Origin of the sequence: Bosea sp. (in: a-proteobacteria) (assembly GCF_023953965.1) — a bacterium.
Taxonomy (GTDB): Bacteria; Pseudomonadota; Alphaproteobacteria; order Rhizobiales; family Beijerinckiaceae; genus Allobosea.
In genome coordinates, this window is sequence record NZ_JAMLIX010000001.1 from 2,910,469 (window position 1) to 2,932,797 (window position 22,329).

General features: G+C 63.3%; 36 protein-coding genes. 28 read left to right on the plus strand and 8 right to left on the minus strand.

Going from position 1 to position 22,329, the window contains the following annotated elements; translation table 11 throughout:
- The first annotated feature begins 13 nt into the window (after positions 1-13).
- The 5 genes from M9917_RS13695 to M9917_RS13715 are packed head-to-tail and all read left to right on the plus strand — an operon-like array spanning position 14 to position 3,281.
- The gene (locus M9917_RS13695) at positions 14-454 is read left to right on the plus strand and encodes a hypothetical protein (protein WP_297254423.1); all 441 of its coding nucleotides are present in this window, start codon (positions 14-16) and stop codon (positions 452-454) included.
- Positions 451-855, plus strand: coding sequence for a hypothetical protein (locus tag M9917_RS13700; protein WP_297254424.1), 405 nt, complete (start codon positions 451-453; stop codon positions 853-855). The genes M9917_RS13695 and M9917_RS13700 overlap by 4 nt, the downstream gene beginning before the upstream one ends.
- Positions 812-1,378 (plus strand): phage neck terminator protein, encoded by a 567-nt coding sequence (locus M9917_RS13705; protein WP_297254425.1) that lies wholly within the window; start codon positions 812-814, stop codon positions 1,376-1,378. The genes M9917_RS13700 and M9917_RS13705 overlap by 44 nt, the downstream gene beginning before the upstream one ends.
- Before the next feature lie 11 nt (positions 1,379-1,389).
- Positions 1,390-2,814 (plus strand): DUF3383 family protein, encoded by a 1,425-nt coding sequence (locus tag M9917_RS13710; protein WP_297254426.1) that lies wholly within the window; start codon positions 1,390-1,392, stop codon positions 2,812-2,814.
- A gap of 14 nt (positions 2,815-2,828) precedes the next feature.
- On the plus strand, positions 2,829-3,281 hold the full coding sequence (locus M9917_RS13715; RefSeq protein ID WP_297254427.1) for a phage structural protein: 453 nt from the start codon (positions 2,829-2,831) through the stop codon (positions 3,279-3,281).
- Here the strand turns inward: M9917_RS13715 and M9917_RS13720 are convergent.
- Positions 3,278-3,478, minus strand: a complete 201-nt coding sequence (locus tag M9917_RS13720; protein ID WP_297254428.1) for a hypothetical protein — start codon at positions 3,476-3,478, stop codon at positions 3,278-3,280. The two genes, M9917_RS13715 and M9917_RS13720, sit on opposite strands and share 4 nt — an antisense overlap.
- A gap of 58 nt (positions 3,479-3,536) precedes the next feature.
- Between M9917_RS13720 and M9917_RS13725 the strand changes: the two genes are divergently transcribed.
- The 15 genes from M9917_RS13725 to M9917_RS13795 all read left to right on the plus strand — a co-directional run bounded on the left by M9917_RS13725 (position 3,537) and on the right by M9917_RS13795 (position 13,856).
- Positions 3,537-3,704, plus strand: a complete 168-nt coding sequence (locus tag M9917_RS13725) for a hypothetical protein (protein ID WP_297254429.1) — start codon at positions 3,537-3,539, stop codon at positions 3,702-3,704.
- Positions 3,697-4,083 (plus strand): phage tail assembly chaperone, encoded by a 387-nt coding sequence (locus tag M9917_RS13730; protein WP_297254430.1) that lies wholly within the window; start codon positions 3,697-3,699, stop codon positions 4,081-4,083. The genes M9917_RS13725 and M9917_RS13730 overlap by 8 nt, the downstream gene beginning before the upstream one ends.
- A 71-nt stretch (positions 4,084-4,154) precedes the next feature.
- A complete protein-coding gene (locus M9917_RS13735; protein ID WP_297254431.1) occupies positions 4,155-4,298 on the plus strand; it encodes a hypothetical protein in 144 nt (47 codons plus the stop codon).
- Positions 4,299-4,351: 53 nt separating this feature from the next.
- Positions 4,352-4,732 carry a hypothetical protein gene (locus tag M9917_RS13740; RefSeq protein WP_297254432.1) on the plus strand — a complete coding sequence of 127 codons (381 nt, stop codon included), beginning with the start codon at positions 4,352-4,354 and terminating at the stop codon, positions 4,730-4,732.
- Between the two features lie 8 nt (positions 4,733-4,740).
- Positions 4,741-6,231 (plus strand): hypothetical protein, encoded by a 1,491-nt coding sequence (locus M9917_RS13745; protein ID WP_297254433.1) that lies wholly within the window; start codon positions 4,741-4,743, stop codon positions 6,229-6,231.
- Positions 6,228-6,731, plus strand: a complete 504-nt coding sequence (locus tag M9917_RS13750; protein WP_297254434.1) for a phage baseplate protein — start codon at positions 6,228-6,230, stop codon at positions 6,729-6,731. The genes M9917_RS13745 and M9917_RS13750 overlap by 4 nt, the downstream gene beginning before the upstream one ends.
- A 4-nt stretch (positions 6,732-6,735) precedes the next feature.
- Positions 6,736-7,056 carry a phage baseplate plug family protein gene (locus tag M9917_RS13755; protein ID WP_297254435.1) on the plus strand — a complete coding sequence of 107 codons (321 nt, stop codon included), beginning with the start codon at positions 6,736-6,738 and terminating at the stop codon, positions 7,054-7,056.
- A complete protein-coding gene (locus M9917_RS13760) occupies positions 7,053-7,922 on the plus strand; it encodes a phage protein (protein WP_297254436.1) in 870 nt (289 codons plus the stop codon). The genes M9917_RS13755 and M9917_RS13760 overlap by 4 nt, the downstream gene beginning before the upstream one ends.
- The gene (locus tag M9917_RS13765) at positions 7,922-8,626 is read left to right on the plus strand and encodes a Gp138 family membrane-puncturing spike protein (RefSeq protein WP_297254437.1); all 705 of its coding nucleotides are present in this window, start codon (positions 7,922-7,924) and stop codon (positions 8,624-8,626) included. Before M9917_RS13760 ends, M9917_RS13765 begins: the two co-directional genes overlap by 1 nt.
- Positions 8,619-8,987: a contractile injection system sheath initiator gene (locus M9917_RS13770; RefSeq protein ID WP_297254438.1), complete on the plus strand. Its 369-nt coding sequence runs from the start codon at positions 8,619-8,621 to the stop codon at positions 8,985-8,987. The genes M9917_RS13765 and M9917_RS13770 overlap by 8 nt, the downstream gene beginning before the upstream one ends.
- An 8-nt stretch (positions 8,988-8,995) precedes the next feature.
- Positions 8,996-9,889, plus strand: coding sequence for a hypothetical protein (locus M9917_RS13775; protein ID WP_297254439.1), 894 nt, complete (start codon positions 8,996-8,998; stop codon positions 9,887-9,889).
- A gap of 7 nt (positions 9,890-9,896) precedes the next feature.
- On the plus strand, positions 9,897-11,486 hold the full coding sequence (locus tag M9917_RS13780; protein ID WP_297254440.1) for a phage head spike fiber domain-containing protein: 1,590 nt from the start codon (positions 9,897-9,899) through the stop codon (positions 11,484-11,486).
- Positions 11,487-11,590: 104 nt separating this feature from the next.
- Positions 11,591-12,136 (plus strand): hypothetical protein, encoded by a 546-nt coding sequence (locus M9917_RS13785; protein WP_297254441.1) that lies wholly within the window; start codon positions 11,591-11,593, stop codon positions 12,134-12,136.
- Positions 12,136-12,918: a baseplate wedge 1 family protein gene (locus tag M9917_RS13790; RefSeq protein WP_297254442.1), complete on the plus strand. Its 783-nt coding sequence runs from the start codon at positions 12,136-12,138 to the stop codon at positions 12,916-12,918. Before M9917_RS13785 ends, M9917_RS13790 begins: the two co-directional genes overlap by 1 nt.
- A 14-nt stretch (positions 12,919-12,932) precedes the next feature.
- A complete protein-coding gene (locus tag M9917_RS13795; protein WP_297254443.1) occupies positions 12,933-13,856 on the plus strand; it encodes a hypothetical protein in 924 nt (307 codons plus the stop codon).
- 6 nt (positions 13,857-13,862) lie between these two features.
- On the opposite strand, the gene M9917_RS13800 is transcribed toward M9917_RS13795, so the two are convergent.
- The 3 genes from M9917_RS13800 to M9917_RS13810 form a co-directional block, all read right to left on the minus strand.
- Entirely contained in the window at positions 13,863-14,774 is a 912-nt protein-coding gene (locus M9917_RS13800) for a sulfotransferase family protein (protein ID WP_297254444.1), read from the minus strand.
- Between the two features lie 24 nt (positions 14,775-14,798).
- On the minus strand, positions 14,799-15,605 hold the full coding sequence (locus tag M9917_RS13805) for a class I SAM-dependent methyltransferase (protein ID WP_297254445.1): 807 nt from the start codon (positions 15,603-15,605) through the stop codon (positions 14,799-14,801).
- Between the two features lie 101 nt (positions 15,606-15,706).
- A complete protein-coding gene (locus M9917_RS13810) occupies positions 15,707-16,981 on the minus strand; it encodes a D-glucuronyl C5-epimerase family protein (RefSeq protein ID WP_297254446.1) in 1,275 nt (424 codons plus the stop codon).
- 204 nt (positions 16,982-17,185) lie between these two features.
- Here M9917_RS13810 and M9917_RS13815 point away from each other — a divergent pair, with 204 nt between their 5' ends.
- The 5 genes from M9917_RS13815 (at position 17,186) to M9917_RS13835 (ending at position 20,136) form a co-directional block, all read left to right on the plus strand.
- Positions 17,186-17,905 (plus strand): NlpC/P60 family protein, encoded by a 720-nt coding sequence (locus M9917_RS13815; RefSeq protein ID WP_297254447.1) that lies wholly within the window; start codon positions 17,186-17,188, stop codon positions 17,903-17,905.
- 499 nt (positions 17,906-18,404) lie between these two features.
- The gene (locus tag M9917_RS13820) at positions 18,405-19,019 is read left to right on the plus strand and encodes a hypothetical protein (RefSeq protein ID WP_297254448.1); all 615 of its coding nucleotides are present in this window, start codon (positions 18,405-18,407) and stop codon (positions 19,017-19,019) included.
- Positions 19,020-19,022: 3 nt separating this feature from the next.
- Entirely contained in the window at positions 19,023-19,295 is a 273-nt protein-coding gene (locus M9917_RS13825) for a Pam3-gp28 family putative phage holin (RefSeq protein ID WP_297254449.1), read from the plus strand.
- Between the two features lie 9 nt (positions 19,296-19,304).
- On the plus strand, positions 19,305-19,784 hold the full coding sequence (locus M9917_RS13830) for a hypothetical protein (protein WP_297254450.1): 480 nt from the start codon (positions 19,305-19,307) through the stop codon (positions 19,782-19,784).
- Positions 19,774-20,136, plus strand: a complete 363-nt coding sequence (locus M9917_RS13835) for a hypothetical protein (protein ID WP_297254451.1) — start codon at positions 19,774-19,776, stop codon at positions 20,134-20,136. Before M9917_RS13830 ends, M9917_RS13835 begins: the two co-directional genes overlap by 11 nt.
- An 83-nt stretch (positions 20,137-20,219) precedes the next feature.
- Here M9917_RS13835 and M9917_RS13840 read toward each other — a convergent pair whose 3' ends face one another.
- The 4 genes from M9917_RS13840 to M9917_RS13855 form a co-directional block, all read right to left on the minus strand.
- Positions 20,220-20,375, minus strand: a complete 156-nt coding sequence (locus tag M9917_RS13840) for a hypothetical protein (protein WP_297254452.1) — start codon at positions 20,373-20,375, stop codon at positions 20,220-20,222.
- Positions 20,376-20,446: 71 nt separating this feature from the next.
- Positions 20,447-20,701, minus strand: a complete 255-nt coding sequence (locus M9917_RS13845) for a DUF7696 family protein (protein WP_297254453.1) — start codon at positions 20,699-20,701, stop codon at positions 20,447-20,449.
- An 8-nt stretch (positions 20,702-20,709) separates the two neighbouring features.
- Positions 20,710-21,084 carry a hypothetical protein gene (locus tag M9917_RS13850; RefSeq protein ID WP_297254454.1) on the minus strand — a complete coding sequence of 125 codons (375 nt, stop codon included), beginning with the start codon at positions 21,082-21,084 and terminating at the stop codon, positions 20,710-20,712.
- Complete coding sequence (locus M9917_RS13855) at positions 21,081-21,335, minus strand: hypothetical protein (protein WP_297254455.1); 255 nt, start codon at positions 21,333-21,335, stop codon at positions 21,081-21,083. Before M9917_RS13855 ends, M9917_RS13850 begins: the two co-directional genes overlap by 4 nt.
- Positions 21,336-21,394: 59 nt before the next feature.
- Between M9917_RS13855 and M9917_RS13860 the strand changes: the two genes are divergently transcribed.
- From M9917_RS13860 to M9917_RS13870, 3 genes are read left to right on the plus strand one after another with little or no spacing between them, the layout of a single operon-like run.
- Positions 21,395-21,646 (plus strand): hypothetical protein, encoded by a 252-nt coding sequence (locus M9917_RS13860; protein WP_297254456.1) that lies wholly within the window; start codon positions 21,395-21,397, stop codon positions 21,644-21,646.
- 3 nt (positions 21,647-21,649) lie between these two features.
- Positions 21,650-22,027 carry a hypothetical protein gene (locus tag M9917_RS13865; protein ID WP_297254457.1) on the plus strand — a complete coding sequence of 126 codons (378 nt, stop codon included), beginning with the start codon at positions 21,650-21,652 and terminating at the stop codon, positions 22,025-22,027.
- Positions 21,963-22,328: a hypothetical protein gene (locus M9917_RS13870; protein WP_297254458.1), complete on the plus strand. Its 366-nt coding sequence runs from the start codon at positions 21,963-21,965 to the stop codon at positions 22,326-22,328. Before M9917_RS13865 ends, M9917_RS13870 begins: the two co-directional genes overlap by 65 nt.
- Position 22,329: the final 1 nt, after the last annotated feature.

Consider the following 22,329-nt stretch of genomic DNA (forward strand, 5'->3'; position numbering starts at 1 on the left):
TATCCGGACGAAGGTGACGCTGCACCGGCGCGGCAACCTGGCCAACCACCTCGCCAAGATCGAGAAGGGCGTTCAGGGGCCGAAGGCGGTCAAAGTCGGCTTCCCGAAAGGCAAAGCCGGCGCTGACGTGGTCTCGATCGCGGTCTGGAACCACTTCGGCACGTCGCGCGGTATTCCGGCTCGCCCCTTCATCACCATCGCCATGTTCAAGAACCGCCGGCAGATCCGGGCGGCCCTGCGCAAGATCGCCGAGGGCACCGTCCAGAAGGGGACGCCGATCGCGACGCAAATGCCGAAGCTCGGTGCGCTCGGGACCGGAATGATCCAGGACCAGATCGCCGCGAACACCCCGCCGCCGAACGCGCCGTCGACGATCAGGCAGAAAGGTTCTTCCCGGACCCTGATCGACACCGGCCGGATGCGGCAGAGCGTGACCTGGGAGGTCGACAAGTGAGCCTGTTCGGACTGGCCGGGCTCGCGGTCGACATGGCGGCCACGCCGCACACGCTCCGCACTTTTCCCGCCGGCGCATGGGTCGATGGCGAATGGATCACGGGGGAGCCGGTCGAAACCCCGATCCGCGCCGTGGTGCAGGCGCCTTCGGCAAACGACATGCGCGACGTGCCGGAAGGCCAGCGCACCGAGGCTTGGGTGACGATCTGGTCGCGCTCGCCGCTCAACACCTCGGACGAGGACGACCAGCAGGGCGCCGACGAGGTCATCAACGCCCGCGGCGAGGCTTATAGGGTCGTTCGCGTCCAGCAGCGCACCGAGGCAGGCTTCTACAGGGCGATCGCGAGGCTCATCCGACATGATCGAGGACGAAGCGTACCGGTCCCTCCGGAGCTACCTTAAGCGTGTCGACGACAACGCCTCGCTGATCACGCCGAGCCGCGAGAAGCTCACCGACATCATCCGGGACAACCAAGGCGGGCCTCGACCAGCTGGCCCCTATGTCATGATCCAGTTCCTCACGGATCGCGACACCGGCGAGATTGACGGCGAGTGCTACGAGGACCGAACGATAGGCGGCGAGGACCGCGTCGTTCTGTCGAAGCACCGCGGCGTAGAGCTTCTGTTTCGGGTACACGTCTATGCTCCGCGCCCGCTGAATTACACCACGCTCCTGGCCTTAGGCCTGCACAGCGGCGAGGCCTCTGTCTGGATGGCGCCCTTCGTCGTCCGAGATGTCGGCGAGGCCACCCGCGCTCCGGAAATGATCCAGCAGACACCGGAGGGCAGGGCCCAGTTCGATGTCACGCTCGGCGCGATCGCTACCGAACAACTGCTCGTCGACGTGATCGAGACGGGCCAGGTCATCACCGAAGGGCAGGGCGGCCAGACCGTCACCCGCTCGCTCACCTTCCAGAAACCCTGAGGAGCCCGCGTATGACGCGCTTGCCCTATTCCCGCGTCGTCGACGTCTCGCTGACGCGGCAGGATCGCTTCGCCGTCGCAACCGGCTTTTCGGTCGCGCTGATCGTTCAGCCGGCAACGGTGGCGGGCATCCTCGATGCAACCCATCGCACGAAGATCTATGCGGACATGACCGAGGTCGGCGCCGACTTCATCGTGACCGATGCTGCCTACAAGGCCGCGCAGGCGATGTTCGCGCAGAACCCGCGCCCGCGTCAGATCAAGATCGGCTATCGCAACCCGGCCAACTCGATCACCTCCGAGCTCGACGCGATCTATGCGGCCGACCCGGACTTCTACTGGATCGGGTTCACCGCCGAGATCCGCGACACCATCAACCAGCAGCTTGCGGCCGTCTGGGCCGAGACGAAGCCGGTGCTGATGGGGCTGGATTCGAACGACACGTCCACCGAGGCGGCCGCCGCCGAGCCGGACAAGACCGCGACCGTCACCATCTCGATCGCCAGCCCGGGCGTCATCACCTGGACCGGCCACACGCTGCAGAACGGCAACCAGGTCATCCTGACGACCTCGGGCGCGCTTCCGACCGGCCTGACCGCCGGCACGCCGTATTATGTTGTCAACCAGGCGACGAACACGTTCCAGGTTTCGGCCACGCTTGGCGGCTCCGCGATCACGACGACAGGCACGCAGAGCGGCACGCATACCGCCACTTCGCCGCAGTTCGGCGGCTCGGTTGCGGAATACATCAAGTCGAAGGGCTATGACCGCTCCTTCGTCTTCTATCACACCGACACGGCGCTTTACGGCGCCCTGGCGCTGCTCGCCTACTGCGCGACCCGCGATCTCGACCGGGGCAACCTGCAGGCCGCCCAACGCGGCGATATCAACTCGGGCAACGCCTATACGGCCAAGTTCAAGAAGCTCGCCGGCATCTCGGTCCTGAACAAGGGCTCGGCGGTCGTCCAGGCGATCACCGGCTTCGTGCCTGGCATTGGTCTGGATCCCGCGCAGGGCCACTTCGCCAACACCTATGTCGACATTGGCGGCCTTCCGATGGTCGTCGAGGGCTCGGTCGCTTCCGGCGCCTTCATCGACGAGATCCACGCTTCGGACTGGATCGTCGCCCGCATGCGTGAGGCTCTGCTCTCGACGCTTGCGAACAATGCCCGGGTTCCGTTCACCAACGTCGGCGTGGCGATGCTCACCAACACCGTCGACAGCGTGATGCGTCGCGCGGTGGCCGCCGGCATCGTCGCTGCCGAGTTCGGGGACGACGATACCGAGGTGCTGCCTGAATACGATATCAGCGTCGATCGGGTGGAGAACATTCCGCCCGCTCAGCGCCGCCAGCGCATCGCGCCCGACATCAAGGTCAATTTCCGTTACGCCGGCGCGATCCACTACGCCTCGGCCTCGATCACGCTTCGGTTCTGAAGGGAGCCTGACCCATGGCCGTGGATTGCAAGCCGCTGACCATTTACGGGAAGGACATGGTGTCCTTCACGGTCGACGACCGCGAGGTGATCGGCCTCTGGGAGGGCGACGACGTCATCACCGTCGAGCGCCAGACCGATCTCGGGACGCCGATGACCGGAGCCGATGGCTCGACGATCGTGTCGTTCACCTCCGACCAGAGCGCGCTGCTGACCGTGAAGCTGCAGGCGAACTCCGCGGCCAACACCTATTTCGAGAAGTGGGTGAAGGCCCGCCGCATGGGCTCTACCCGGCTCCTGCGCGTCGCGGTTCGCGATACCGCGACCGGTGAGGGCGGCGGCTGCACGTCGGCCGTCATCATCAAGGAGCCGTCCAAAAGCTGGGGCGGAACCGCCACCGAGCGCGAATGGCAGATCTTCTGCAACTGCTGGCAGGAGAACGACATCACCTACAACCCGGCGGCCTAAGTCTTCGGGCTGAGCCGGGCCATCAGCTCGTCGGGCGCCGGGATGGGGATCGGGCTCATTGCCATCATCGTCTGGGGCGCGATCCCCGCTTTCAGCGCCAGCGCCTGGAGGATGACGGTCTGGATCGTCACCATCTCGCGCAGTTGCGAGACCTCCATATGAAGTCGGTCGAGGCGTTCGGCTGTGTCTTTGTCCATGCTGCATCGAAGCGCATGGGTCGCGCGCCTGCAACGGGATTTTCGGAGCTCGCGTCCCATGGCCTGCGCCAAATGCCAAGCCGCGCGCCAGGCGCTGAAAGATGCCGCCGGCAAGGCGGTGCGCGGCCAGATCAAAGCCGCCGCGACGTCCGTCCGCGAAGCCTATGACCACGCGCGCGAGAGCGACCGCATCCGCGCCATAACCCGCAGGAAGCCTCATGGCTGAGAAGAAGATCAACGGCAGGCACGTCCGATATGACCGGCTTCCGGGCGACCAAGCGCTCGACCTTATGCTCCGGCTGCTCCAGCTTCTCGGCGAAGGCGATACGCTTCTGGAAGCCGTTCTGACGGCGGATGATGGCGAGAGCGACAAGCTGGCAATCGTCGGGCTCCTGAAGTTCGCCAAGAACATGAACGTGCCCGAGGTGAAGGGCTTCATCCTGGAGATGGTCGGGCATTGCATGGTCGATGGCCTTGAGGCCACGCCCGGCATGATGGATCTCCAGGAACTGATCGCGACCGCGCAGTTCGCCATTAAGACGGAATTCGGCGGTTTTTTCGCCGACGGCGCGGGCTCGGTCCTCCTGAAGGCGGCCAAGGCGTAAGCCTCTCGGCATCGCAAGTTCGCGCCGTCGCTCCCAACCTCGACAAGCGGGCATGGCTCCTCCGCCCGGCCATGGCCGATCCGCCGCTCTGCTCCCTCGGCGAAATCAAGACTATCCTGACGATCGACGACATCGCCGACCTGCATGAGGTGCTCGACCTGAAGGAGCATCTGGCTGCGAAGGCGGCGGAGCAGACGGGACGCCCGGGGCGATAATCCCATTTCCGAATCTCTCGCCTGGCGTCATCCTGCCGAAAACGGAGGTGAGGATGCGCGCGGTCGTGACAATTGGATTGTTGTTCTCGGCTGTTCCCGCCGCGGCGCAGGAGAAGGCAATCACCTTTTCCGACCTCGAGGCCAATCGCGGTCGATTGGCTGGCGATGTGGTGAGAGTTGAGGGCGTGACCGTCTTCGGCTTCTCAGAAGTCGGCGGTGGCCTCGTGCGAGATCGAACGGGCGGCGCAAAGCTGGCGGCCGAAGGCATCACGCCGCGCATGATCTATCACCTCGAGCGGAATTGCTCCCGCGCTTCGATGACCCCGGCGAAACCTGAGTGCCAAGGCACACTCAAGTTTAAAGTAACCCTCCGTGAGGACTTCCGCGGTGGCCTGACGATCCGTGAAGCGGAGTTCGTCCCGAACCGGCAATAGGAGACGCTATGATCCTCGAAGAACTCGTTTCAAAGCTCGGGTTCGAAGTCGAGGGTCTGAACAAGCTACGGGCGGCGCGCAAGGAGTTCGAGCGCACGAAGAAAAGCGCCGCCTCGACGAGCAAGACGCTGATCGCGACGAACCGCAGCACGGCTGTGGCGGCGACGGGTGTCTCTCGGCTCGGCACAGCTCTTCGTACCATCTTGGGTGTCTTCGCCCGGCTCATCACGGTTGCAGCTGGCGTCGCTGCCGGAGTGGCCCTGGTCGGGACGGCTTTCGTCATCGCCGGTGTCCGTTCCGCCAAGGCGCGGCGCGAGTTCGTCTTAACGGCCAAAGAGATGGGCACTACTGGCCAGAACCTGGAAACACTTGGCAATATCTTGCGTGTGGCTGGTTTCGGTGACGGCTTCGAGGAAGAGGCGAAGAAGGTCGTCGGAGCCATCGACGAGATATCCAAGTCGGTGCGGAAGGGTGGCGAGGACGCCGACGAGGTGAAGAAAAAGTTCCAAGGGTTCGGCATCGACAAGTCGTTCGACGTCGACCCGAAGACTGGCAAGAGCCGCGATAGCGCTGCCGTCGCATTGGACATCTTCCAGGCCTACAAGCGCGCCACGGAGCAGGCTGCGGGCCTTCGGAAGGAGGCAGATGCCATCGCCACCAAGTCGCCCCGCAAGGCGGCGGCGTTGCGCAAGAAGGCTCTCGCCGCAGATCAGAAGACGGAGCAGTTCGCCGAAGACGCCGGCATCGGTGGCCGGCTGCGGGTACTGCTCGATAGCATCGCTTTGAAGGACCTGCCCGCACTCGTGGCCAAGGCCGCCAGCCTGTTTCCGACAACGTCGAATTCATCGGAGGCTCGACAGGATGACGTCGCAAAACAGGCCATCGAGGCCGGCCTCAAAGTTTCCTCGATCATAAGCGGCACCACGGACCGCCTGACTGAGCTAGGGACAGCTCTGGCCGTGCACGTCTTGCCGCCGCTGAATAGCTTCCTCGACAAGATACTCGCTTTCGGCAAGGCGACCGGGCTCATCGCCGAGACGAAGCCGGAACGGGATGCGCGCCTGGAATTGGCGCGCGAAGGTCGGCGTGCGGAAGCCTTCAGCACGCCGCGGTCCCAAGCTGAGATTGATAAGGCCGTCGATCTCTCGCAGAAGCGCTTCGACGCTGGGCGCCAGTCGGAAGCCGAACGCGCCCGCAAGCGTCGCGAGCAGGGCAGGGCCGATGCCGAGCAGCAGTTCGGCTCCGGCGGATTGCTCCAGTATTTCAAGCAGCTTCTATCGCCCGAGACGAACGCCGCAAAGCTCCAGAAGACGGCCGAGCAGTCGACCGACAACCGGAAATACGAGAACATCGGCAACGATCAGCGGACGATCTCGCCGAGCATTACCGTTCAGGCCACCGGCCTTGATGCTGTCGCCTCCGCGGTGAAGAACGCCGTCCTCGGGGCCATCTCGACCAAGGGCGCCAACACCTCCACCGGAGCGCTGACCGCGCCATGACCTGCATCCTCGTCAGCCGCTCGATTGGCGGCGTCTTCGTCGATGTCGTGATCTCGGAAGAGCACGAGTCGGAGATGGAGATCGCCGAGCATCCGGTCGAGAAGGGCGCCAAGATCAGCGATCATGCCTGGCGTCTGCCGTATCGGGTGACGCTGGAATCGGCCATTGCCGGCGAGCGCGCCGTTGCATCGTTCCAGCAGTTGCTCGACGTCCAGTCGACGGCCGAGCCCTTCAGCCTCGTCACGGGGTTGAAGGTCTATCAGAACATGCTGATCAAGCGGCTGACGGCGACCCGCGACCGTGAGAACGCCCGCGTCCTGAAGTTCGAGGCCGAACTGCAGGAGGTCGTGATCGTCAACACCGAGAGCAGCGGCGGTGGGTCGAGCTCGGATGACAAGGCGCAGGGCACGACCAAGCGCGGCCAGGTCGCCGCGCGCACGACCGAGAGCATCCCCACCCGCACCGACAAGGTGCTGAGCGACGCAATCGCCGTCGATTAAGGCCATGGCATATCGCGAGATCACCATCATCGACGCGCCGTCACAGGCGTTCACGACCACGCTCGCCGGCAAGCGCTGCGACTTCGTCGTGAACTATTCGACCTGGGCGGGCCGCTGGTCATTCGATCTCGACGTGGAGGGCATTCGCGTCCTGTCCGGACGCAAGATCGTCCTTGGGGTCGATCTCCTCCAACCATTCAACCTGGGCATCGGCAGCCTGATTGCCGCGCCATGGGGGGATGAGGAAGTCGAGCCAGGCCGGACCGAATTGCCGTCTGGCCGCGTGCGCCTATTTCACTACGACCCGGCCGAGGTGGCTGCGTGAGCGTGCGTCAGTGGGGCAGGGTGGCCGAGGTCACGGTCTCGGGGAAGGCAGGCAACCTGGTCGTGCGCGACCTGAAGATCGAATTCAGCGTCTCGAAGGGCATCGGCTCGAAGCAAAACACGGCGACGATCGCGATCTGGAATCTGACGGCCAGCCACCGCAAGCAGCTCGGCGAGGAGTTCGACAAAATCGAGCTTAAGGTCGGATACAAGGGCGGGCCGCTCTCGACGATCTTCAAGGGCAATATCCGCGACGTCACCCACACCAAGGAAACCGCGGACGTCAAATCCGAGATGGAATGCGGCGATGGCGACGAGGCGTTCAGCAAGGGCGCTGTGTCGAAGACGTTCCCGGCCGGCACGAAGCCGAAGCAGATCGTCGAGTACCTCGCCGACGAGATGCCCGGCGCCACGAAGGGCGAGATGAAGGGGATCGACGATCTCCCCGCCTACAAGCGCCCGGTCACGCTGTTCGGCTGGTCATGGTCTGAGATGGACAAGATCGGCCGCGAGCACGGATTCTATTGGTCGATCCAGAACGGCCAGGTCGAGGCGGTGAAGAACGATCAGGTGCTTCAGGGGACGACGGTTCTTTCCAGCGAAACCGGCATGCTGTCGATCCCCGAGATCACCGACAAGGGCGTGAAGATTAAGGCGCTGCTGAACCCGAACATCGCGCCCGGCCGCCAGATCGACGTGCGCTCCGACTTTCTCGACGAGGGCAGCGGGCGCGACAAGCGCAAGACCGACCAGGGCGGCGGCATCTTCCGGGTCTCCGACGTCACCTACAGCGGCACTACCCGCGGCGAGGAATTCTACGTCGAGGCCGAAGGCAGCCGCGTCGAGGGCGGGAAGGTCGTGAAGTAATGGCCGGACACCAGGGCACATCCACGCGCAAGAACCCGGTCGAGGGCCTGTTCGCCGCGACTGAGGCGGAGCGCCGCGAGATCAATACGACGCTGGACGGCACCATCGTATCCTATGACCGGGCCACCCAGCGCGCCACGATCCAACCGAAGCTCGAGCGCAAGTTCGGCGACAAGACGCTGAAGGCGCCGCCGCTGCAGGAGATCAAGGTCGTCCAGCAGAACGGCGGCGGGTTCGGCGTCCATGTCGACCTGAAGCCCGGCGATCCGGTCACCGTCCACTTCCGCCAGCGCAGCGTCGACAAGAGCCAGACCGACGGCACCGACACGAACGGCTCGCCCGGTCGCATGCATGACCTCTCCGACGCCATCGCCTATCCAGGCGGCGGCGAGGATTCGAAGATCATGACAAATATGCCGGCCGGCGGCGCCCATTACGGCAGTTCGGACGGCAAGAGCGGGCTGCAGGCGAGGGCAGGCGGCTCCTCGGCGATCGTCGGCGGGCCGAATGGCTCGGACAAGCTGACTGTCTCGGCGGCCGGAAAGGTCGATCTGAAGGGCGAGAACGGCGACAGCCTGTTCCAGATCATCCGCGATCTGGCGCAGGTCTTCCGCAACCACACCAACACAGGCGCGCCGCTGGACAGCCCGTTCGTGGCGGCGGCCGATGCGATCATCGCCCGACTGGATGCGATCCATGGTTGATTTCGTCGGGCTGTCGATCCAGCCGCACAACGATCTCCGCCTCGATGCGACCGGCTCGCCGATGTTGGTCTACGACGCAGAGGCGATCGGCGAGCACATCCGCCAGCGCCTCATGTTCTGGCGCGGCGAATGGTTTCTGAACGAGGATGCCGGGGTCGAGTGGACGAAATACGTCCTGGGCCGGCCGCCCTCCGAGCTCCCGCTTGCCGAGAGCATCATCAAGGCCGAGATCGCGGCGACGCCCGGCGTCTCGGAAATCCTCGAATTCAGCGCGCTCTATGACCGTGCGTCGCGCGGCCTGCGCATCGAGCGATGCCAGGTCACCACCGTCTTCGACGACATCATCGACATCCAGTTCTAGAGGTTCCGATGGCCTATGGCGTCGACCCGAGCGGCTTCGTTCTGAAGCGGCTGCCGGAGATCCTTGCGGAAATTCAGGCGGCGAATGTCGCCACCTTCGGGCCGGGCGTGACCCAGACCGATCAGTCGCCGCTCGGTCAGTTGAACGGATTGCATGCCGATCTCGCCGCGACGTTTTGGGAGATCGCCCTTTCTGTATATCAGGCGCTCGACCCCGATCAGGCGGAAGGCGTCAATCTCGATCGAATCGCCAAGCTCCGTCTGTTGGAGCGTGCGCCGGGCGAAAGCGAGATCGACTTCCGGCAGGCGATCACGAACGCCGGCCGCGCCCGGATCGACATGAGCGACCTGTCGCAGGCGCTGTCGGCCATCGCGGGCGTTTGGGTCCAGACCTATGTGAATGACGGCGATGTTGCGGACGCCGATGGGATCAGCGCCCACAGCGTCGCCGTCGCCATCCTTGGCGGCGATGACGACGAGATCGCCAAGACCGTTCGCGCTTATGTCGTCCCCGGCATCGGGACCTATGGCAACACGACCCTGGAGACGACGATCGAGGGCTTTTGCCGATCTATCAAGATCGTCCGGCCGGCGGTGGTGAACGTCACGATCGAGGTCGACGTCGAGGCGCAATCTGATCGCAACGGCTGCCCGCCACCTTCAGCGCTCGCCATCGCCGCAGGCCTCGCTCAATCGCTGACGGGCGCCACTCGCCCGCGCAATGGTCAGGACCTGACCGAGTTCCTTGTCCGGCAGGCAATCGAGAGCCGTTATCCGAACGTGCGGGTCGCCGCTGTTCGCGCCAGCCGCAGCCCGGCCGCAGTCGGCGTTGTGCCGGTGGCCTTCACCTTCTTCGAGATCATGGCCGTCTCGGCCGATCGCATCACCATCATTCCGGTTTGAGGCGTAGATGGCTCAGCACCCAATCATTCTCGGCCAATACCCAGGCGACAAGAAAGGCGACCCGGCGCGGGTGGCCGGCGGCAAGATCAATCAGGACTTCGCCGAGCTTTTCGCCGCGGTGGACAACCTTTCCGGCCTCAACCTCGTAGCCGGCCCGGTGACCAAGCTCGCGCCCGGCGCCAACCCGACCGCGACCCTGACCGGCACGGCGCCGAACTACACGCTCAATCTCGGCCTGCCGGAAGGCGCTGCTGGCGCCGGCGCGCCGAATTCGGCGGATATCCTCGCCATCGCGGAGAAGGGCCGGCTGGAGCGCGCGCTGGCTGCCGCCGGCGTATTGGACGAGCCGAGCCTGATCCTCGACTTTATCCGTGGGGTTCACTTCGCATCGAAGGGCGCGATCACGGCGTCGATCATGACGATGATCACGGCGCTCGGCGGGGTCTCGGCATTCTCACGCGCCTCGACCGGGACTTATTTCGACAGCGACGGTCTCATGAAGACCGCCGCCAACAACGTCCCCCGGCTGGAATACGATCCTGTCTCACGGTTACCGCGAGGCCTGCTCATGGAAACGCAGGCGCGGACGAACCTCGTCACCAACAACGTCTCGCTGTCGGGCATCGGCCTAATAGACGTAAGCCGCACCGCGAATGCTGCGGCGTCTCCTGACGGCACGATGACAATGTCGCGGTACACTTCGACCGTGAACGGTGGCTTCAACACCTGCATCATCGATGGTAGCTTCACAGTGCCGAACGATAGTTTGGTGCGGACTTTCAGCGGGTTCATTCGTCAGGGAAACACGCCCACGAGCGCGATCAATCTCTACTACACTGGCGGCACCTTCGAGCAGGTGGTCGCAACCATCAATTGGTCGACCAAGACCATCAGCGGCTCCGGCAATCCAACGCTCGATGATTGCGGCGGCGGGCTCTACTGGTTCAGCATCTCCCTCGCCAACAATAACTCGGGCCATACCGCAGTCGTCTGCCGCGTTTATGTTCGCGATCAGGGCAGCGCCAATGTCATCGGCGACTCGGTCGACACGGGCACATGGCAACTCGAGGTGGGCAACGCGAAGTCCAGCCCGATTATCACCGGCGCATCGGCCGTCACACGGGCGGCGGACGTTCTGACGCTGGCGGCTGGTGCCTGGACGAGCGCGACCGAGACGACCCTCACGGTTGAATTCTCGACGACCGTGCTTGGCGGCATCCTTTCCCTCGCCGAGATCGGCGACGGAACGTACGACAACCGGATAGGCACATATCTGGGGGGCAATGCGGCCACGATCATCGTCGTATCCGCAGCGGCGGTCTCCGCCAATTTGAGTGCCGGAGCTTATACCGCTGGCTCGGTCGCGCGTCTCGTCCTGGCCTCCAAGCTCAACGACTTTGCTGCGTCGTTTGCGGCTGGCGCGGTCGGAACAGATAGCTCTGGCCCCATGCCCGTCACGGCAGCGACCGCGCTTTTCGTCGGCCGGTCGAGCGGCGGCGGCGCCGGCTATATGGGCCACATCCGCCGCTTGCTCGTGTACCCGCAGCGTCTGTCGAACGCGAAGCTGCCCATTCTCTCCGGTGCGGCATGGAGCTGATTATGATCGACCATCTCCTTCATTTCGCAGACGAGGCGGTCGCGAGCGCCGCGCTGCCAGAATTCCGGAGCGAGGCGAGCTGGACCGGCGATGTCCTGCCAGTCGTGCTCGTCACGTCCGAGGCCGAGTTCGGCGCGCCCGGCGACGACGGCCAGCCGGCGCTGATCGCAGAGCGTGGGGTTCGGCCGGGCTTCTTCCTGCTGGCGCCGACCGCCGATCTGCCCGGTGAGATCGCGCAGATCGAGCGCGAAACCGGCCGGATTACCGCCGGTGATGAGACATTGACCGGCGCGCGGCTTGACCCTGCCTGGGCTGGCGGGGCGGCTATGCTGTCCGTGTCGGATGGTCCACCGCAGGCCGAGCCTGTGCCGGCCGCGATCTCCGATCGCCAGTTCGCGCAGCAGCTCGCGATCCTTGGCGTCATCACGGAGGCGGAAGCCATTGCCCGGGCCGCGCGAGGGGACCTGCCGGCGGCTGTGGAGACGGCTGTCGACCAGCTTCCCGAGGATGCGAGATTCCCCGCCCGCATGCTGCTGTCGGCCGCGACCATCTATGAATTCGATCACCCGCTCGCGCCGGCTCTCGGCGCGCTGCTCGGCTTCAGCGAGGCGGAGCGCGGCGAGATCTGGCGCGCGGCGGCGCTGCTCTGATGTTCACGTTCGATAACGAAGAGGTCACGTTCGACAGCGAATACTGGCGCTTCGATATCGTCGGCATCTTCGATTGCATCGAACCAGGTGCACTCGTCGAGCAGGAGCTCGACAAGATCGCCACTCAGTACCGCGAGGCTGCGAAATTCCTGTCGCTCGTGCGCGCCTATCTCGGCGAGACCGAAGCGGCGGCGCGCGCCGCATGCCTGATTCCTCAATACTTCGACATCGACAGCGCGGGCGGAGATCAGCTCACGATTATCGGCAAATGGCTCGGTTTCCAGCGCTGCCACTGCGTCTGCGATGTACCTGATGTCGTCGGCTACGACTGTGGCGGTAGCTACACCGGCCCGTTCAATCTTGTCGGGTATTGCGCGCCAGGCTCGACCTGGCTCGATTGTCCTCCGCTCGGCTCGAGCACGCTGTGCCTCGATGACGACGAGACCTTTCGCGGCTTCGCAAAGGCCCGGCGCTACCAGATGCTCGGGCTGTACGATCTCGCCTCGCTGCAGGCGGCGGCAAGACACATTTGGGGCTCGACTGCTTCGGTTATCGACAGCCGCGTCGGCCAAGTGACTATCGCCCCCGGGCGCGCTCTGACTGCGGATGAGACGGCACAGTTGCCGATCGCATTTCGAGTGCTGCCGGTCGCGCCTGGCATTCGTGGACGGGTTCATCTCGGGACCGGCCCGATCGCGGGCTATGGTGCCGGCTGGTCTGGCTATTGCGAAAGCGCCGAATGGCTCTGCCCGGCTGATCCTCACACCTACACCTGCACCTGATCTGAGGAGCCATAATGGCCAATATCTCCTTGCCATTCGGGGCGAGTGCGACCCGTCGCGCGCCCTCCGCAGAGCTCACCAGCGGCTATCCTTGCGGCCCTCTCGACCGCGATCTGGATAACTGGCTGGAGTGGTGGGTAACGGGTCAGCTCGCGCGAGCTATGACGGCGGCGGGCCTAACCGTCGATGACGCCGATCTCGATCGCCTCGGTCGCACCATCCAGCAGCAGATGAATTACGCCGTCGCCACCGGCACGGCAAACGCCTGGGTGGTTACGCCGCCGCTCGCCCCACTGGCTTATGGCTTCGGTCTCCCCCTCGATATCGTCTGTCCAGCGACAAACACCTCCACGACTGTCAACGCGAACGTCTCGACGCTAGGCAACAAGCGCGTCAAGAAGCGCGACGGCACCGATCCGGCTGTTGGCGATCTGGTCGCGGGCACGCTTTATCGGACGGTCCACGACGGCACGAACATTCGCGTCATGGCCTTCTTGCCGAGCGATCTGGCACTTCAAAAGAGCCCGTTCAACGTGCAGCAAACCAGCTTCATTGCTCGTGCTTCACTATCTGGGACGGGATTCGTCACTTATCAGTCGGGCAGTTACACGAAGAAAAGCGGCAGCAGCAACCTGATCGTGTCGATGTCGTCGAATACCTATGCGACGTCGAACACGGCTGGTGTGATCCGCGCGAGCTTTGGCGCGAATTCCGTTCAGGCCGTCCTCTCGGCAAACGACAATACGCAGGCGCGTCCGGCCGCCAATGTCCGAAAGGTGTTCGCTGGGATCGCTGCCGGCTCGCTTTCATGGACGATCGCGCTGGGGCGCAACGACGGCGTGTCATGGAATGCGGTCGTCAACCCCAACAGCACAGATGTCGGCTTCCTGCCGACCGAGACGGCGACGTCAATCACCTTCGAGGAGATCGAGCCGTAGCGCGATTTAGAGGCCCGTTGTTGAGAGAGCCTGGTGGAGGCGGTCTATTACATCGTCTGGCTCTCGCTTCGTGTTCGTAGAAACGATGCTCGGAAGAGAGTTGGTTGGCGCCGCAATCCCTGCTGCGCCCAGTACGGCGGCAACCTGATCTTGTGGGTTCGCGCAATAGGCCTCGTACGAGATATCGATGAAGTTGTTTTTGAATGCTGCTCTATGCTTATCGATAGCTTCGTAGCAGCCAGCAATCTGGCCGGCGATCTGCTGGGGCCATTCTAGGTTCATCAAGGTGGTGGAGTTGGCCGGCTTGGCGCTCCACCAGGTATCTGCACCCGCTCCCTTGATACGCGCTTCGTAGATCGATTGTGCTTGGTAGAGCGGGTCTCGCCGACATACGACGATCAATGCATTGGGAAGGGCCTCGAAGAGGATCGGCAGGTTGAGTCCGTAGATCACATTTCGAAGCATCACGTTCCGCTGATGGAAATCTTCGAGAGCCGCTAGTTCGCTGCGCCATTCGGAAACAGTTGAAGCGGCAGGGCGTTCATCGGCTACATGCGTTTCCCCAAGCTTGATAAGGCGCTGTAGAAAGCGCCCACCTTCGTGCGGTGCGGTCCACCCTGATATGCGGCCATGATCCGAGGTGAAAACCGGCGCTTCGGATAGACCGAGAGAGCGCTGGAGCTCGGCCGCCAAGACCGGGGCATTCCAGAATCGGGCCGTGAAATTCGAAATGAACCCGAATGCTCCGCTCGCCGCGAGCAATTGAGAGAATAGCGTGTGACCGCTGCGAGGAGCGCCAACAACCACAACTGGGCGAAGCTGAGGCCTATCAAAATTTCGAATCCTTTTCCGTTCGGCAACTGACAGCGCCGAATTGATAAGGTCTAGAGAGAAATCGGTGCTCGTAACGCTGTTCATTTGCCCCCCTTCACGCAGTTCCGCTTATTCAAGCGGCTTTTGGTAGATGGCGTTGAAGCGAAAGGCGCTGTACGGATTCTTGCCGTGAACTTGCGATATTTCCGTCTTGGCGCCGAGCGCATCTCCCAGTTCCGTAAAGTCCTCGCGGCGAAAGTAGTACCCGACGATCACCGGCGCCTCGGATAATTTCTCTCTCCTGAATTTTTTCAGAAATTGCCGCAGAACTCCGTCAGTCTGTCGAGCAGGCCGCTCGGCAACCGGGCCGTGCTTTTCGTGCAGTTCGGCTTGAACCTCGTCAACTCGTTCTTGATACCGATCGCGAAGGTCGCTGTCAGGAATCGAGCCTACTAGCACTCGACCACCAGGCTTCACGACTCGTAGCATTTCGCGGATTAGCGGCGCGCCGTCGTCGATGGTCGGGAAATTGGTGAACACGTCATAGCAAATGGCGGCGTCGAAAGAGGAGTTATCAAACGCCAGTTTACTTCCCTCACTGACCGAGAATGCAGCATTAGGCAGCGCAAGTCGGCGGGCAACCTCGATCGTTTGAGGTGCATGGTCCACGCCGTGGAATCTGCTCACCCGTGGAGCGATGCCCCGCGCGAGGAAGCCGGAAGCGCAACCTACCTCGATAGCGTTAGATGTGCCGTCGAGAGCGCAATGGCAAACAATGCTCTCGATGAGATCCTCATAGAGGGCGATGTCGGCCCAGAGACGTGGATCTCGACCAGCAATGAAGCAGAGATCCTCGGTGGTCGGGGCTGGCCCGATGCCGTCCGCTCTTTCGTCAAAAAACGCCTTGAGCGATGACTTCCACTGCAAATGCGGCATTGGGGGCCTGATCATTGGGAGTTCGTTCTCTCGAGATTCATGCTTCAGATATCGTCAGGACGCCGGATGGCTCAAAGACGATTGTTCAAACGCGCTCGCCGCTACTCCCAAACGGCGTTCGCCTTCCGCCATTTGGCCGCCGCCGCCCTTAGAACATCGTTCTTGCTGACAGCGCTCAATTGGCTGGCCCAGAGTTTCATTAGTGAGGTGTATCCTGGCGAATCCACCAGCCATGGGTAGCGAGCGTTCACGATCAGGCCGTCGCCGGTTTGCAAAATCGCAGTTATCGTCGCAAAATTCTCCGAAAGCTCGTACGAGCGCCGAAGGAGTGCGCCATCTTCAAGGATGACTGCGACATTGTAGAGGCTCAGGATCGACTTCATTTCACCGTCGAAGACGCGGACATTCGGTACGCCCGGTGCATACGCGTACTCGGCGATGAACTCTCGGTTCTGAGAGATATAGAGGGCGCCGCCTTGAGAGGTTGGCGTCAGAAGCCATTTCACGGCGTCTCTGGCAAGATCTCGGTAGCGCTCTTCTCCTGTTAGCTTGAACATGGCGGCGGCGTTCAGCGCCATCACCGAATTGGCATAGCCACTGTACCAGGGCGCCTTGAGGGTAATTCCCCAGTGCATCGGCCAGTCAAATTCATAGGCCCATGCTGCTCCTATCGCTGATCTACTAGCCTTCGGGAACCCATAAAGATCAAAGAACCGCCGTCCGGCAGCTTGGGCATTCGTCCGGCAAGCAGCGACGCACTCTGAGGTGAACGCCCCAAGTAATGGCACCATAGCGGTGGTCCCTGCGATAACCGGGTGTATGCCCTTGCCCTCGCCAGCGGAAAACGCCTTGTCGTAATCGCCGTCGTTTAGTGTCGCGAGTGCTTCATCGATCGCGGCGCGTGAGATGTTGAGTGTCGGTAGAAGCGATGATCTCTCGAATGGGATAGCCGTAACCCCCTCAAGCGTAGTTTCTCCGACGATTGTTTCTAATGGAACGTAACCAGTGACGGAGTCTGACAGACGCGTGACTTTCAAGAACGTCGTGCCGGCTTCAAAATCGAAGAGCTCGTTGTCCTCGATGCGCAACTGGTCGCCCGGCGCAAGATAGGTATTCAGAACGTTCAACAGTTCCGGGCCGCCATGGCTAGACTTGGCAAACGTAAAGATTGCGTCGCGCGCGAACGTTGAAAAGTGATTTCCAGAATAGGTCAACGTGAGGCCGGCGCGCCTCGGAGTTTCTTGCGCCTTTGGGAACACGACGTTCTCAACCAGCGGCTTTTGTACGCGGTACCGCTTCAACCCATAGCGAGCCGCTGCGGCAGCGCCGACTGCGAAGATAACGGCAGCAACGACTAGGATGACAGGCTTTTTCATCAGAGGCCTCTCGCAAAGGTTTTAGTATCCGTCAACACCGAGAATTCAGTCCGGGAGATAGAGGCGACCCAACAGCGCGCGAAGGCCGCCATCGAGGGGCCCGACTCCAGTGGCGATCCAAGCCGGTTATTTCTGACCTCGCGCCGACGCGATAGGTCGCTTTCAGCCCGCTTCGGCGGGCTTTTTCACATCCGGAGCAATGTCATGAACACTCGCGAGGTGCAGGCCGCGCTGCTTTCGCTCGGCTTCGATCCGAAGGGCGTCGACGGCTTTGCCGGCGTCAAGACGCGCAACGCCGTGACGGCTTTCCAGCGCTCGGCCGGGCTTCATGTCGACGGGCTCGCCGGTCCCGATACATGGGAAGCGCTCAAGCGGGCGCTGGTCGTGGCGCGCAAGCCGCCGGTTTCCATCGTGCCGCGGGGGCCAGTCGCGCCGCCTTGGTATGAGGAGCTGTTGCGCCGCAAGGGGCTGCACGAGGTCAAGAGCCGCTCGGCCCTGATGGCGTGGCTGCGCGCCGACGGCAAGACGCTCGGCGACCCGGCCAAGCTGCCCTGGTGCGGCGATGCGATCCAGACCTGTCTGGCGCTGACGCTGCCGGACGAGCCGCAGCCGGTGAACCCGTACCTCGCCCGCAACTGGCTGAAGTTCGGCGTCGGGCTGGATGAGCCGGCGCTCGGCTGCATCCTGGTCTTCTGGCGCGGCTCGAAGACCGGCACCTCCGGCCATGTCGGGCTCTACGCCGGCGAGGATGCGCAGGGCTATTTGCATGTGCTCGGTGGCAACCAGTCCGATGCGATCACGATAGCCCGGCTCGACAAGGCCCGCCTGCTCGGCATGCGCTGGCCCGCCACCTATCCGAAGCAGACGACCAGCCGGGTGCTGCTGAGCGCGTCCGGCGCGCCGGTCTCGACAAACGAGGCTTAATTCACGCGCAAGGCCCTCAGCGCCAGCAAGGCGCCGCCGCCGGCCAACGTCGCTATCCAAAGACCCTGAACAGTATAGATCAGTCCCATAAAGGTCCGATCGCTGATCCGGATACGGCCAATCTCGGTCTCGTCTGTTTCATTCGGGTTCACGCTACGCCACTCCCCACTTTTCGCGCCCCTCTGTTCAAGAGTTGGGCCAACCGGCCCGACGCCTGCTTTTGTCTTTTCGCACCGCCCTCTTTGCCTCGATTTCGGTGGAGTTCACCGGCTCAGGCTCTTGCTCACCATGTTTTGCGCGCTGCTCCTTCTGCTCCCGCACGCGTTTTGCCAAAGCTCGCTCTCGCGCGAGTTTCCACTCCAGCGATCTCTTCATGTCCCGTCCTTGTCGCCCCCACCCAAGGCAACCGGACGGATAACTCTGCGACACCTCCCATTTGGGGGGGCTCCCCGTAGCGGCCGGTCCAGCCGCCATTCCGATCATCACCATGGAGATCATCATGAACCGCATCTTCGCGGCGCTGGCGCTCGCCTGCGCGTCGCTGTTTTTCGCTGTGTCCTCGGCTTTTGCCGGAGCCGGTTCGGGGCCATTCACCGGTGGCGGCGACCCCAACAAGCTCAGCCTCATGGTGCTGCCGACGATCGCCGTGGCGATCACCCTTGCGGTGGTCGCGATCTGCTCCGCGCCTGCTCTGGCGCGCCGCCTCTTGATCGTGTTCGTCGGCATGGGAACGCTTGCACTCGCCGGCTGCACGGAAACCTTGCGGGGCTATCAGGTCTCGCAGACCTCCGCGGCTGGCTGGGGCGAAATCGCCTCTGGCGCCGGTAAGGTCATCGGCCAGACCAAATACGACACCAAGGTCGCTAAGGCCTCTGAGGAGTTCTCGCGCTACTGCGGCGGACTTCGTGCCGTCGCGATGGGCGCCAGCATCTTCGCGCCCGAGAAGCATCAGGCGCTGGCCCGGCAGGCCGCTGCGGCCGTCAATTCGGTCTGCGACAACCCGCCGGCCGACGTCGCCTCCGCACTCTCTGCCGCCGCCAAGGCCTATGAGGCCGTCCTCGCCGCCGGCAAGGCAACCGGTATCACCGTCCAGACCGCAGCCGCAGGAGCCTGACCGATGTTCACGATGGAGCAATTCTGGAGCCTGGTCCGCACGCTCCTGCAGAGCGCCGGTGCCGCGCTCGTCACCAAGGGGCTGATCGACGCCGGCTCGGCCGAGATCATTGTCGGCCTGCTGATGAACGTCATCACGACGCTCTACAGCCTCTACATCCGCCGCAAGGCCGGCATCGTCGCGTCGGCGGCCGCGCTCCCGGAGGTGGCGCAGATCGTCACCACGCCGGAGATCGCTCGCAAGGTCGAAGACCCGTCCGTCACGACGCGATTTTGAGGCTGACCGATGTCCTACCGCAACCATCCGCTGCCGACGCGGCTCTACCTCGGCATCGCCGATCACTTCCCCGCCCGGCGCTCGGAGTGGGTGCTTGCGGGGATCATGATCGGCTGGGGGGGGCTTCTGGTCGGGCCTGCCCCAGTCTTCGCGCAATCGAAGGCATGGTCGCAGATGGCGGCCATGATGAGCGAAAGCGCGTGGGGGTGGTTTGCGATCTGCATCGGCGCATTCCGGCTGCTGGCGCTCATCATCAACGGCACCTTCGCCGGGACGTGGTATGGACGCTGGTCGCCGCATGTGCGGGCTCTGGCGTCCTTCCTGACCTGCTTTCTCTGGTTCCAGATCAGCTTCGGCCTCTGGGCTTCCGATGCGGCGACGACTGGCCTTGCTGTGTACCCCGGCCTGCTTGTGCTCGACGCGATGAACATCGTGGCGGCGATGAAGGACGCCGCGGGCATGGACAAGGCCGTATCGGATGGACGCTAGCGCACTCACCACCGAGAACATCGTCGCCACGGTCGTCGCCGGTGTCGGCATTGGCGTCCTGGGCATCTGGAAGTACTTGAAGGAGCTGAAGAGCCCCACGACAGCGACCGGGGACCGCATCATTCCCGGTCTGTCGATTGCCGACATGCAGCCGATCCGCGATCTCGCCGCGGCTCAGGCTCGCACTGCTGCTGCTGCAGAGCGCATAGCGACAGCTCTAGAGAAAATGGTGCTGCTGAGCCAGGAGCGGGCTGAAGACGCCGAGGTCGTCAGGCGCGCGGAACTCATGGCGCAGGAGATGATCAAGCATTTGGAAGCGACCGCTCCAGCGCGACGTCGTCGCGGAACCTGAGAGATATTCGTCGCGTTCTCTGAGCGAGACACCTCGCACCTCTTACTGGCCCCGTCAGCTCCGCTGGCGGGGCCTTTTTCGTTTCAGGATTTGCCGTAAACGCGGCGGCGCAGATCCGTCTCGCGGGCGAGGGCCCGCTGGAGAGCCGCGATGTCGCCGGCCTTGCGGGCGGTCTCTGCATCTTGGGAAATCTGGCGAAGTCTGGTCGCGATCTGCGACGGGGACACCGGATTTTTCATGGTCGTGCTCCTAACGCCGGAATGGCGCGGCGGAGCATCCATGACGCGGCCTAGGCATGCACCGCACAGGATCAGTTCGGGCGCTTGAGGCTCGCGTAACGATCAATCTCGGCCCGAAGGCGCGCGACCGCAGCGTCGCCTCTGATGCTCTTCATGCCTCGAAGGCCGTCCTTCACTCCATCGAGTGCATCGTTCCGTTCGCGAAGCGGCAGGCCGGCGAGGAAGCGTACCTCGCATTCAAGCTTCCATTCTTCCGACCAGGTCGAGACTTCCCGGCCGGCGAGGACGGAGAAGACGTGTGGCGGGTTGTCCGGCGGGTAGGGCATGAGGTCGGCTATGCCCGATTCTCCCGACGTCGCGTAGCCTCCTTGCGCTCCTTCAACCACTCCATGTGGTTGACGTGCGCAGCCCAACCATCCGGGCCGATGAATTCGAGATAGCGCTCCATAGCCCTGCGGATATCAGGGAGTGCCGCATCACGGCTCGCTGCGCGCCCGCTGAGCGGCGTCGCCTGTGACACACCGTTTCCATGCCGACCTGGATGGAGGTGGAAGTTCCACTGCCAGTCTGGCGGCTGGTCTGCAGGGCCTTGGACCAGCACCAACGAGGCGACGTAATAGCCGTCGCAATCCACCGACCAGAACTTGTCGTTGTCCTCGGGCCGAGGGTGGTCGTTGTAGGTGCGCCTGAGGGTGAGGTTGATCGTCATAGCGCCCTGATCTGCTCCTCGAACTCCTCAGGGATCGCGCCGTGGCGCGCTAGCACCGCGAGATCGCTGACCTCTCCGGTTTCGTCATCGGCGGTGACGTGGATGACGGCCACGCCTTCAGCGGTTTTCCCCAGGCGCTCGCCTTCATTCAAAGCGTGATGTTTCGTCTTCGCGAGCACGCGCTGGCCGGGGACAAGCCGCTTCCGATGGGTTTTGAACGGCTGGAGGAAGAACGTTTCGACGCTGGCCATGGCTTGACTCCTCGGGCTGGTTTGTTCTCATTACGTTCTCATTTTCGAGGACGCAAGCGATGTCAGCGCAACCCGCCGATCAGCAGGCCGAGGACACGTCGGTTGATGCTGAAATCACTTCCCTGATCGAAGACCTTATCGAGGAGCATGAGGGCTTCGAGCGCGCGGCCTTCCGCGCGTTGGCGCGCAGTTATCTCGTGCTTTTGTCGGAAAGTGAGCGGCTGGCATTGGATGCCGATCGATCCTGCTCGCGCGGTTTCCTGCGTGGGCTGTTCTCGCAGGGAGCGCGGCCTGTCCGTGAGGCCGAATGAGCGATGAAGCCTCCCGACGAAGGAACGATGCTGCGGGATTTCCCGTGGGTGGTGGTGCGGATGCGCTGCCATTTCTGCCGGCGCGGAGGCGATGTGCGCCTGGCGGTCTACGCCGAGAAATACGGCGCCTATGCGACCGTGGGGCATCTGGTGATCGAGTTCATCAAAGGTTGCGAATGGGCGCCATGGAACCCAACGCGGCGGCCTCAGAAATACGGGATGAAATGCGGCGGCTATTGCCCGGATCTGCGAAGGCCCGACCCACCCGATCTGCCGCCGTCGATGGTCGGGCTCAACCTGATCGAGGGAGGCAAGGATGACCAGCTACCAGCAGAGCACGGCCGGCAGCCCCGACGTCGTCGTGTCGGTTCTGCGGATTGATTGCGAGACCATGCTGTGTGTCCCGCTCAGCGATGAACAGGCCTCAGTTGCAGTTGCCGCGGCCAAAGCGGCGTTCGCGGCGGCGGGCGTCACTGCTGACCTCGTGGCCACTGCTGATTGGGAGGTCGAGGGCTGGGACATCGCCGGGTTCCCTGAGGCTGGCCCAGGCGAGTGGTTCGACATTGCGATGGTCAAGGGAGACGCCCATAGGGCGGCCGATCAGGCCCTTGCCGCGCGCTGGCCCGAGCTCCAAGGCGTCTGGACGGAGCTCAGACTGTACGCCCCCGACGAACCCGCATAGG

What these genes read in the sequence shown, in the direction of transcription:
- M9917_RS13705 (WP_297254425.1), top strand. Translation starts at nt 812, where the DNA reads ATGATCGAGGACGAAGCGTACCGGTCCCTCCGGAGCTACCTTAAGCGT.
- M9917_RS13710 (WP_297254426.1), top strand. Translation starts at nt 1,390, where the DNA reads ATGACGCGCTTGCCCTATTCCCGCGTCGTCGACGTCTCGCTGACGCGG.
- M9917_RS13715 (WP_297254427.1), top strand. Translation starts at nt 2,829, where the DNA reads ATGGCCGTGGATTGCAAGCCGCTGACCATTTACGGGAAGGACATGGTG.
- M9917_RS13720 (WP_297254428.1), bottom strand. Translation starts at nt 3,478, where the DNA reads ATGGACAAAGACACAGCCGAACGCCTCGACCGACTTCATATGGAGGTC.
- M9917_RS13725 (WP_297254429.1), top strand. Translation starts at nt 3,537, where the DNA reads ATGGCCTGCGCCAAATGCCAAGCCGCGCGCCAGGCGCTGAAAGATGCC.
- M9917_RS13730 (WP_297254430.1), top strand. Translation starts at nt 3,697, where the DNA reads ATGGCTGAGAAGAAGATCAACGGCAGGCACGTCCGATATGACCGGCTT.
- M9917_RS13735 (WP_297254431.1), top strand. Translation starts at nt 4,155, where the DNA reads ATGGCCGATCCGCCGCTCTGCTCCCTCGGCGAAATCAAGACTATCCTG.
- M9917_RS13740 (WP_297254432.1), top strand. Translation starts at nt 4,352, where the DNA reads ATGCGCGCGGTCGTGACAATTGGATTGTTGTTCTCGGCTGTTCCCGCC.
- M9917_RS13745 (WP_297254433.1), top strand. Translation starts at nt 4,741, where the DNA reads ATGATCCTCGAAGAACTCGTTTCAAAGCTCGGGTTCGAAGTCGAGGGT.
- M9917_RS13750 (WP_297254434.1), top strand. Translation starts at nt 6,228, where the DNA reads ATGACCTGCATCCTCGTCAGCCGCTCGATTGGCGGCGTCTTCGTCGAT.
- M9917_RS13755 (WP_297254435.1), top strand. Translation starts at nt 6,736, where the DNA reads ATGGCATATCGCGAGATCACCATCATCGACGCGCCGTCACAGGCGTTC.
- M9917_RS13765 (WP_297254437.1), top strand. Translation starts at nt 7,922, where the DNA reads ATGGCCGGACACCAGGGCACATCCACGCGCAAGAACCCGGTCGAGGGC.
- M9917_RS13770 (WP_297254438.1), top strand. Translation starts at nt 8,619, where the DNA reads ATGGTTGATTTCGTCGGGCTGTCGATCCAGCCGCACAACGATCTCCGC.
- M9917_RS13775 (WP_297254439.1), top strand. Translation starts at nt 8,996, where the DNA reads ATGGCCTATGGCGTCGACCCGAGCGGCTTCGTTCTGAAGCGGCTGCCG.
- M9917_RS13780 (WP_297254440.1), top strand. Translation starts at nt 9,897, where the DNA reads ATGGCTCAGCACCCAATCATTCTCGGCCAATACCCAGGCGACAAGAAA.
- M9917_RS13790 (WP_297254442.1), top strand. Translation starts at nt 12,136, where the DNA reads ATGTTCACGTTCGATAACGAAGAGGTCACGTTCGACAGCGAATACTGG.
- M9917_RS13795 (WP_297254443.1), top strand. Translation starts at nt 12,933, where the DNA reads ATGGCCAATATCTCCTTGCCATTCGGGGCGAGTGCGACCCGTCGCGCG.
- M9917_RS13800 (WP_297254444.1), bottom strand. Translation starts at nt 14,774, where the DNA reads ATGAACAGCGTTACGAGCACCGATTTCTCTCTAGACCTTATCAATTCG.
- M9917_RS13805 (WP_297254445.1), bottom strand. Translation starts at nt 15,605, where the DNA reads ATGCCGCATTTGCAGTGGAAGTCATCGCTCAAGGCGTTTTTTGACGAA.
- M9917_RS13810 (WP_297254446.1), bottom strand. Translation starts at nt 16,981, where the DNA reads ATGAAAAAGCCTGTCATCCTAGTCGTTGCTGCCGTTATCTTCGCAGTC.
- M9917_RS13815 (WP_297254447.1), top strand. Translation starts at nt 17,186, where the DNA reads ATGAACACTCGCGAGGTGCAGGCCGCGCTGCTTTCGCTCGGCTTCGAT.
- M9917_RS13820 (WP_297254448.1), top strand. Translation starts at nt 18,405, where the DNA reads ATGAACCGCATCTTCGCGGCGCTGGCGCTCGCCTGCGCGTCGCTGTTT.
- M9917_RS13825 (WP_297254449.1), top strand. Translation starts at nt 19,023, where the DNA reads ATGTTCACGATGGAGCAATTCTGGAGCCTGGTCCGCACGCTCCTGCAG.
- M9917_RS13830 (WP_297254450.1), top strand. Translation starts at nt 19,305, where the DNA reads ATGTCCTACCGCAACCATCCGCTGCCGACGCGGCTCTACCTCGGCATC.
- M9917_RS13835 (WP_297254451.1), top strand. Translation starts at nt 19,774, where the DNA reads ATGGACGCTAGCGCACTCACCACCGAGAACATCGTCGCCACGGTCGTC.
- M9917_RS13840 (WP_297254452.1), bottom strand. Translation starts at nt 20,375, where the DNA reads ATGAAAAATCCGGTGTCCCCGTCGCAGATCGCGACCAGACTTCGCCAG.
- M9917_RS13845 (WP_297254453.1), bottom strand. Translation starts at nt 20,701, where the DNA reads ATGCCCTACCCGCCGGACAACCCGCCACACGTCTTCTCCGTCCTCGCC.
- M9917_RS13850 (WP_297254454.1), bottom strand. Translation starts at nt 21,084, where the DNA reads ATGACGATCAACCTCACCCTCAGGCGCACCTACAACGACCACCCTCGG.
- M9917_RS13855 (WP_297254455.1), bottom strand. Translation starts at nt 21,335, where the DNA reads ATGGCCAGCGTCGAAACGTTCTTCCTCCAGCCGTTCAAAACCCATCGG.
- M9917_RS13860 (WP_297254456.1), top strand. Translation starts at nt 21,395, where the DNA reads ATGTCAGCGCAACCCGCCGATCAGCAGGCCGAGGACACGTCGGTTGAT.
- M9917_RS13865 (WP_297254457.1), top strand. Translation starts at nt 21,650, where the DNA reads ATGAAGCCTCCCGACGAAGGAACGATGCTGCGGGATTTCCCGTGGGTG.
- M9917_RS13870 (WP_297254458.1), top strand. Translation starts at nt 21,963, where the DNA reads ATGACCAGCTACCAGCAGAGCACGGCCGGCAGCCCCGACGTCGTCGTG.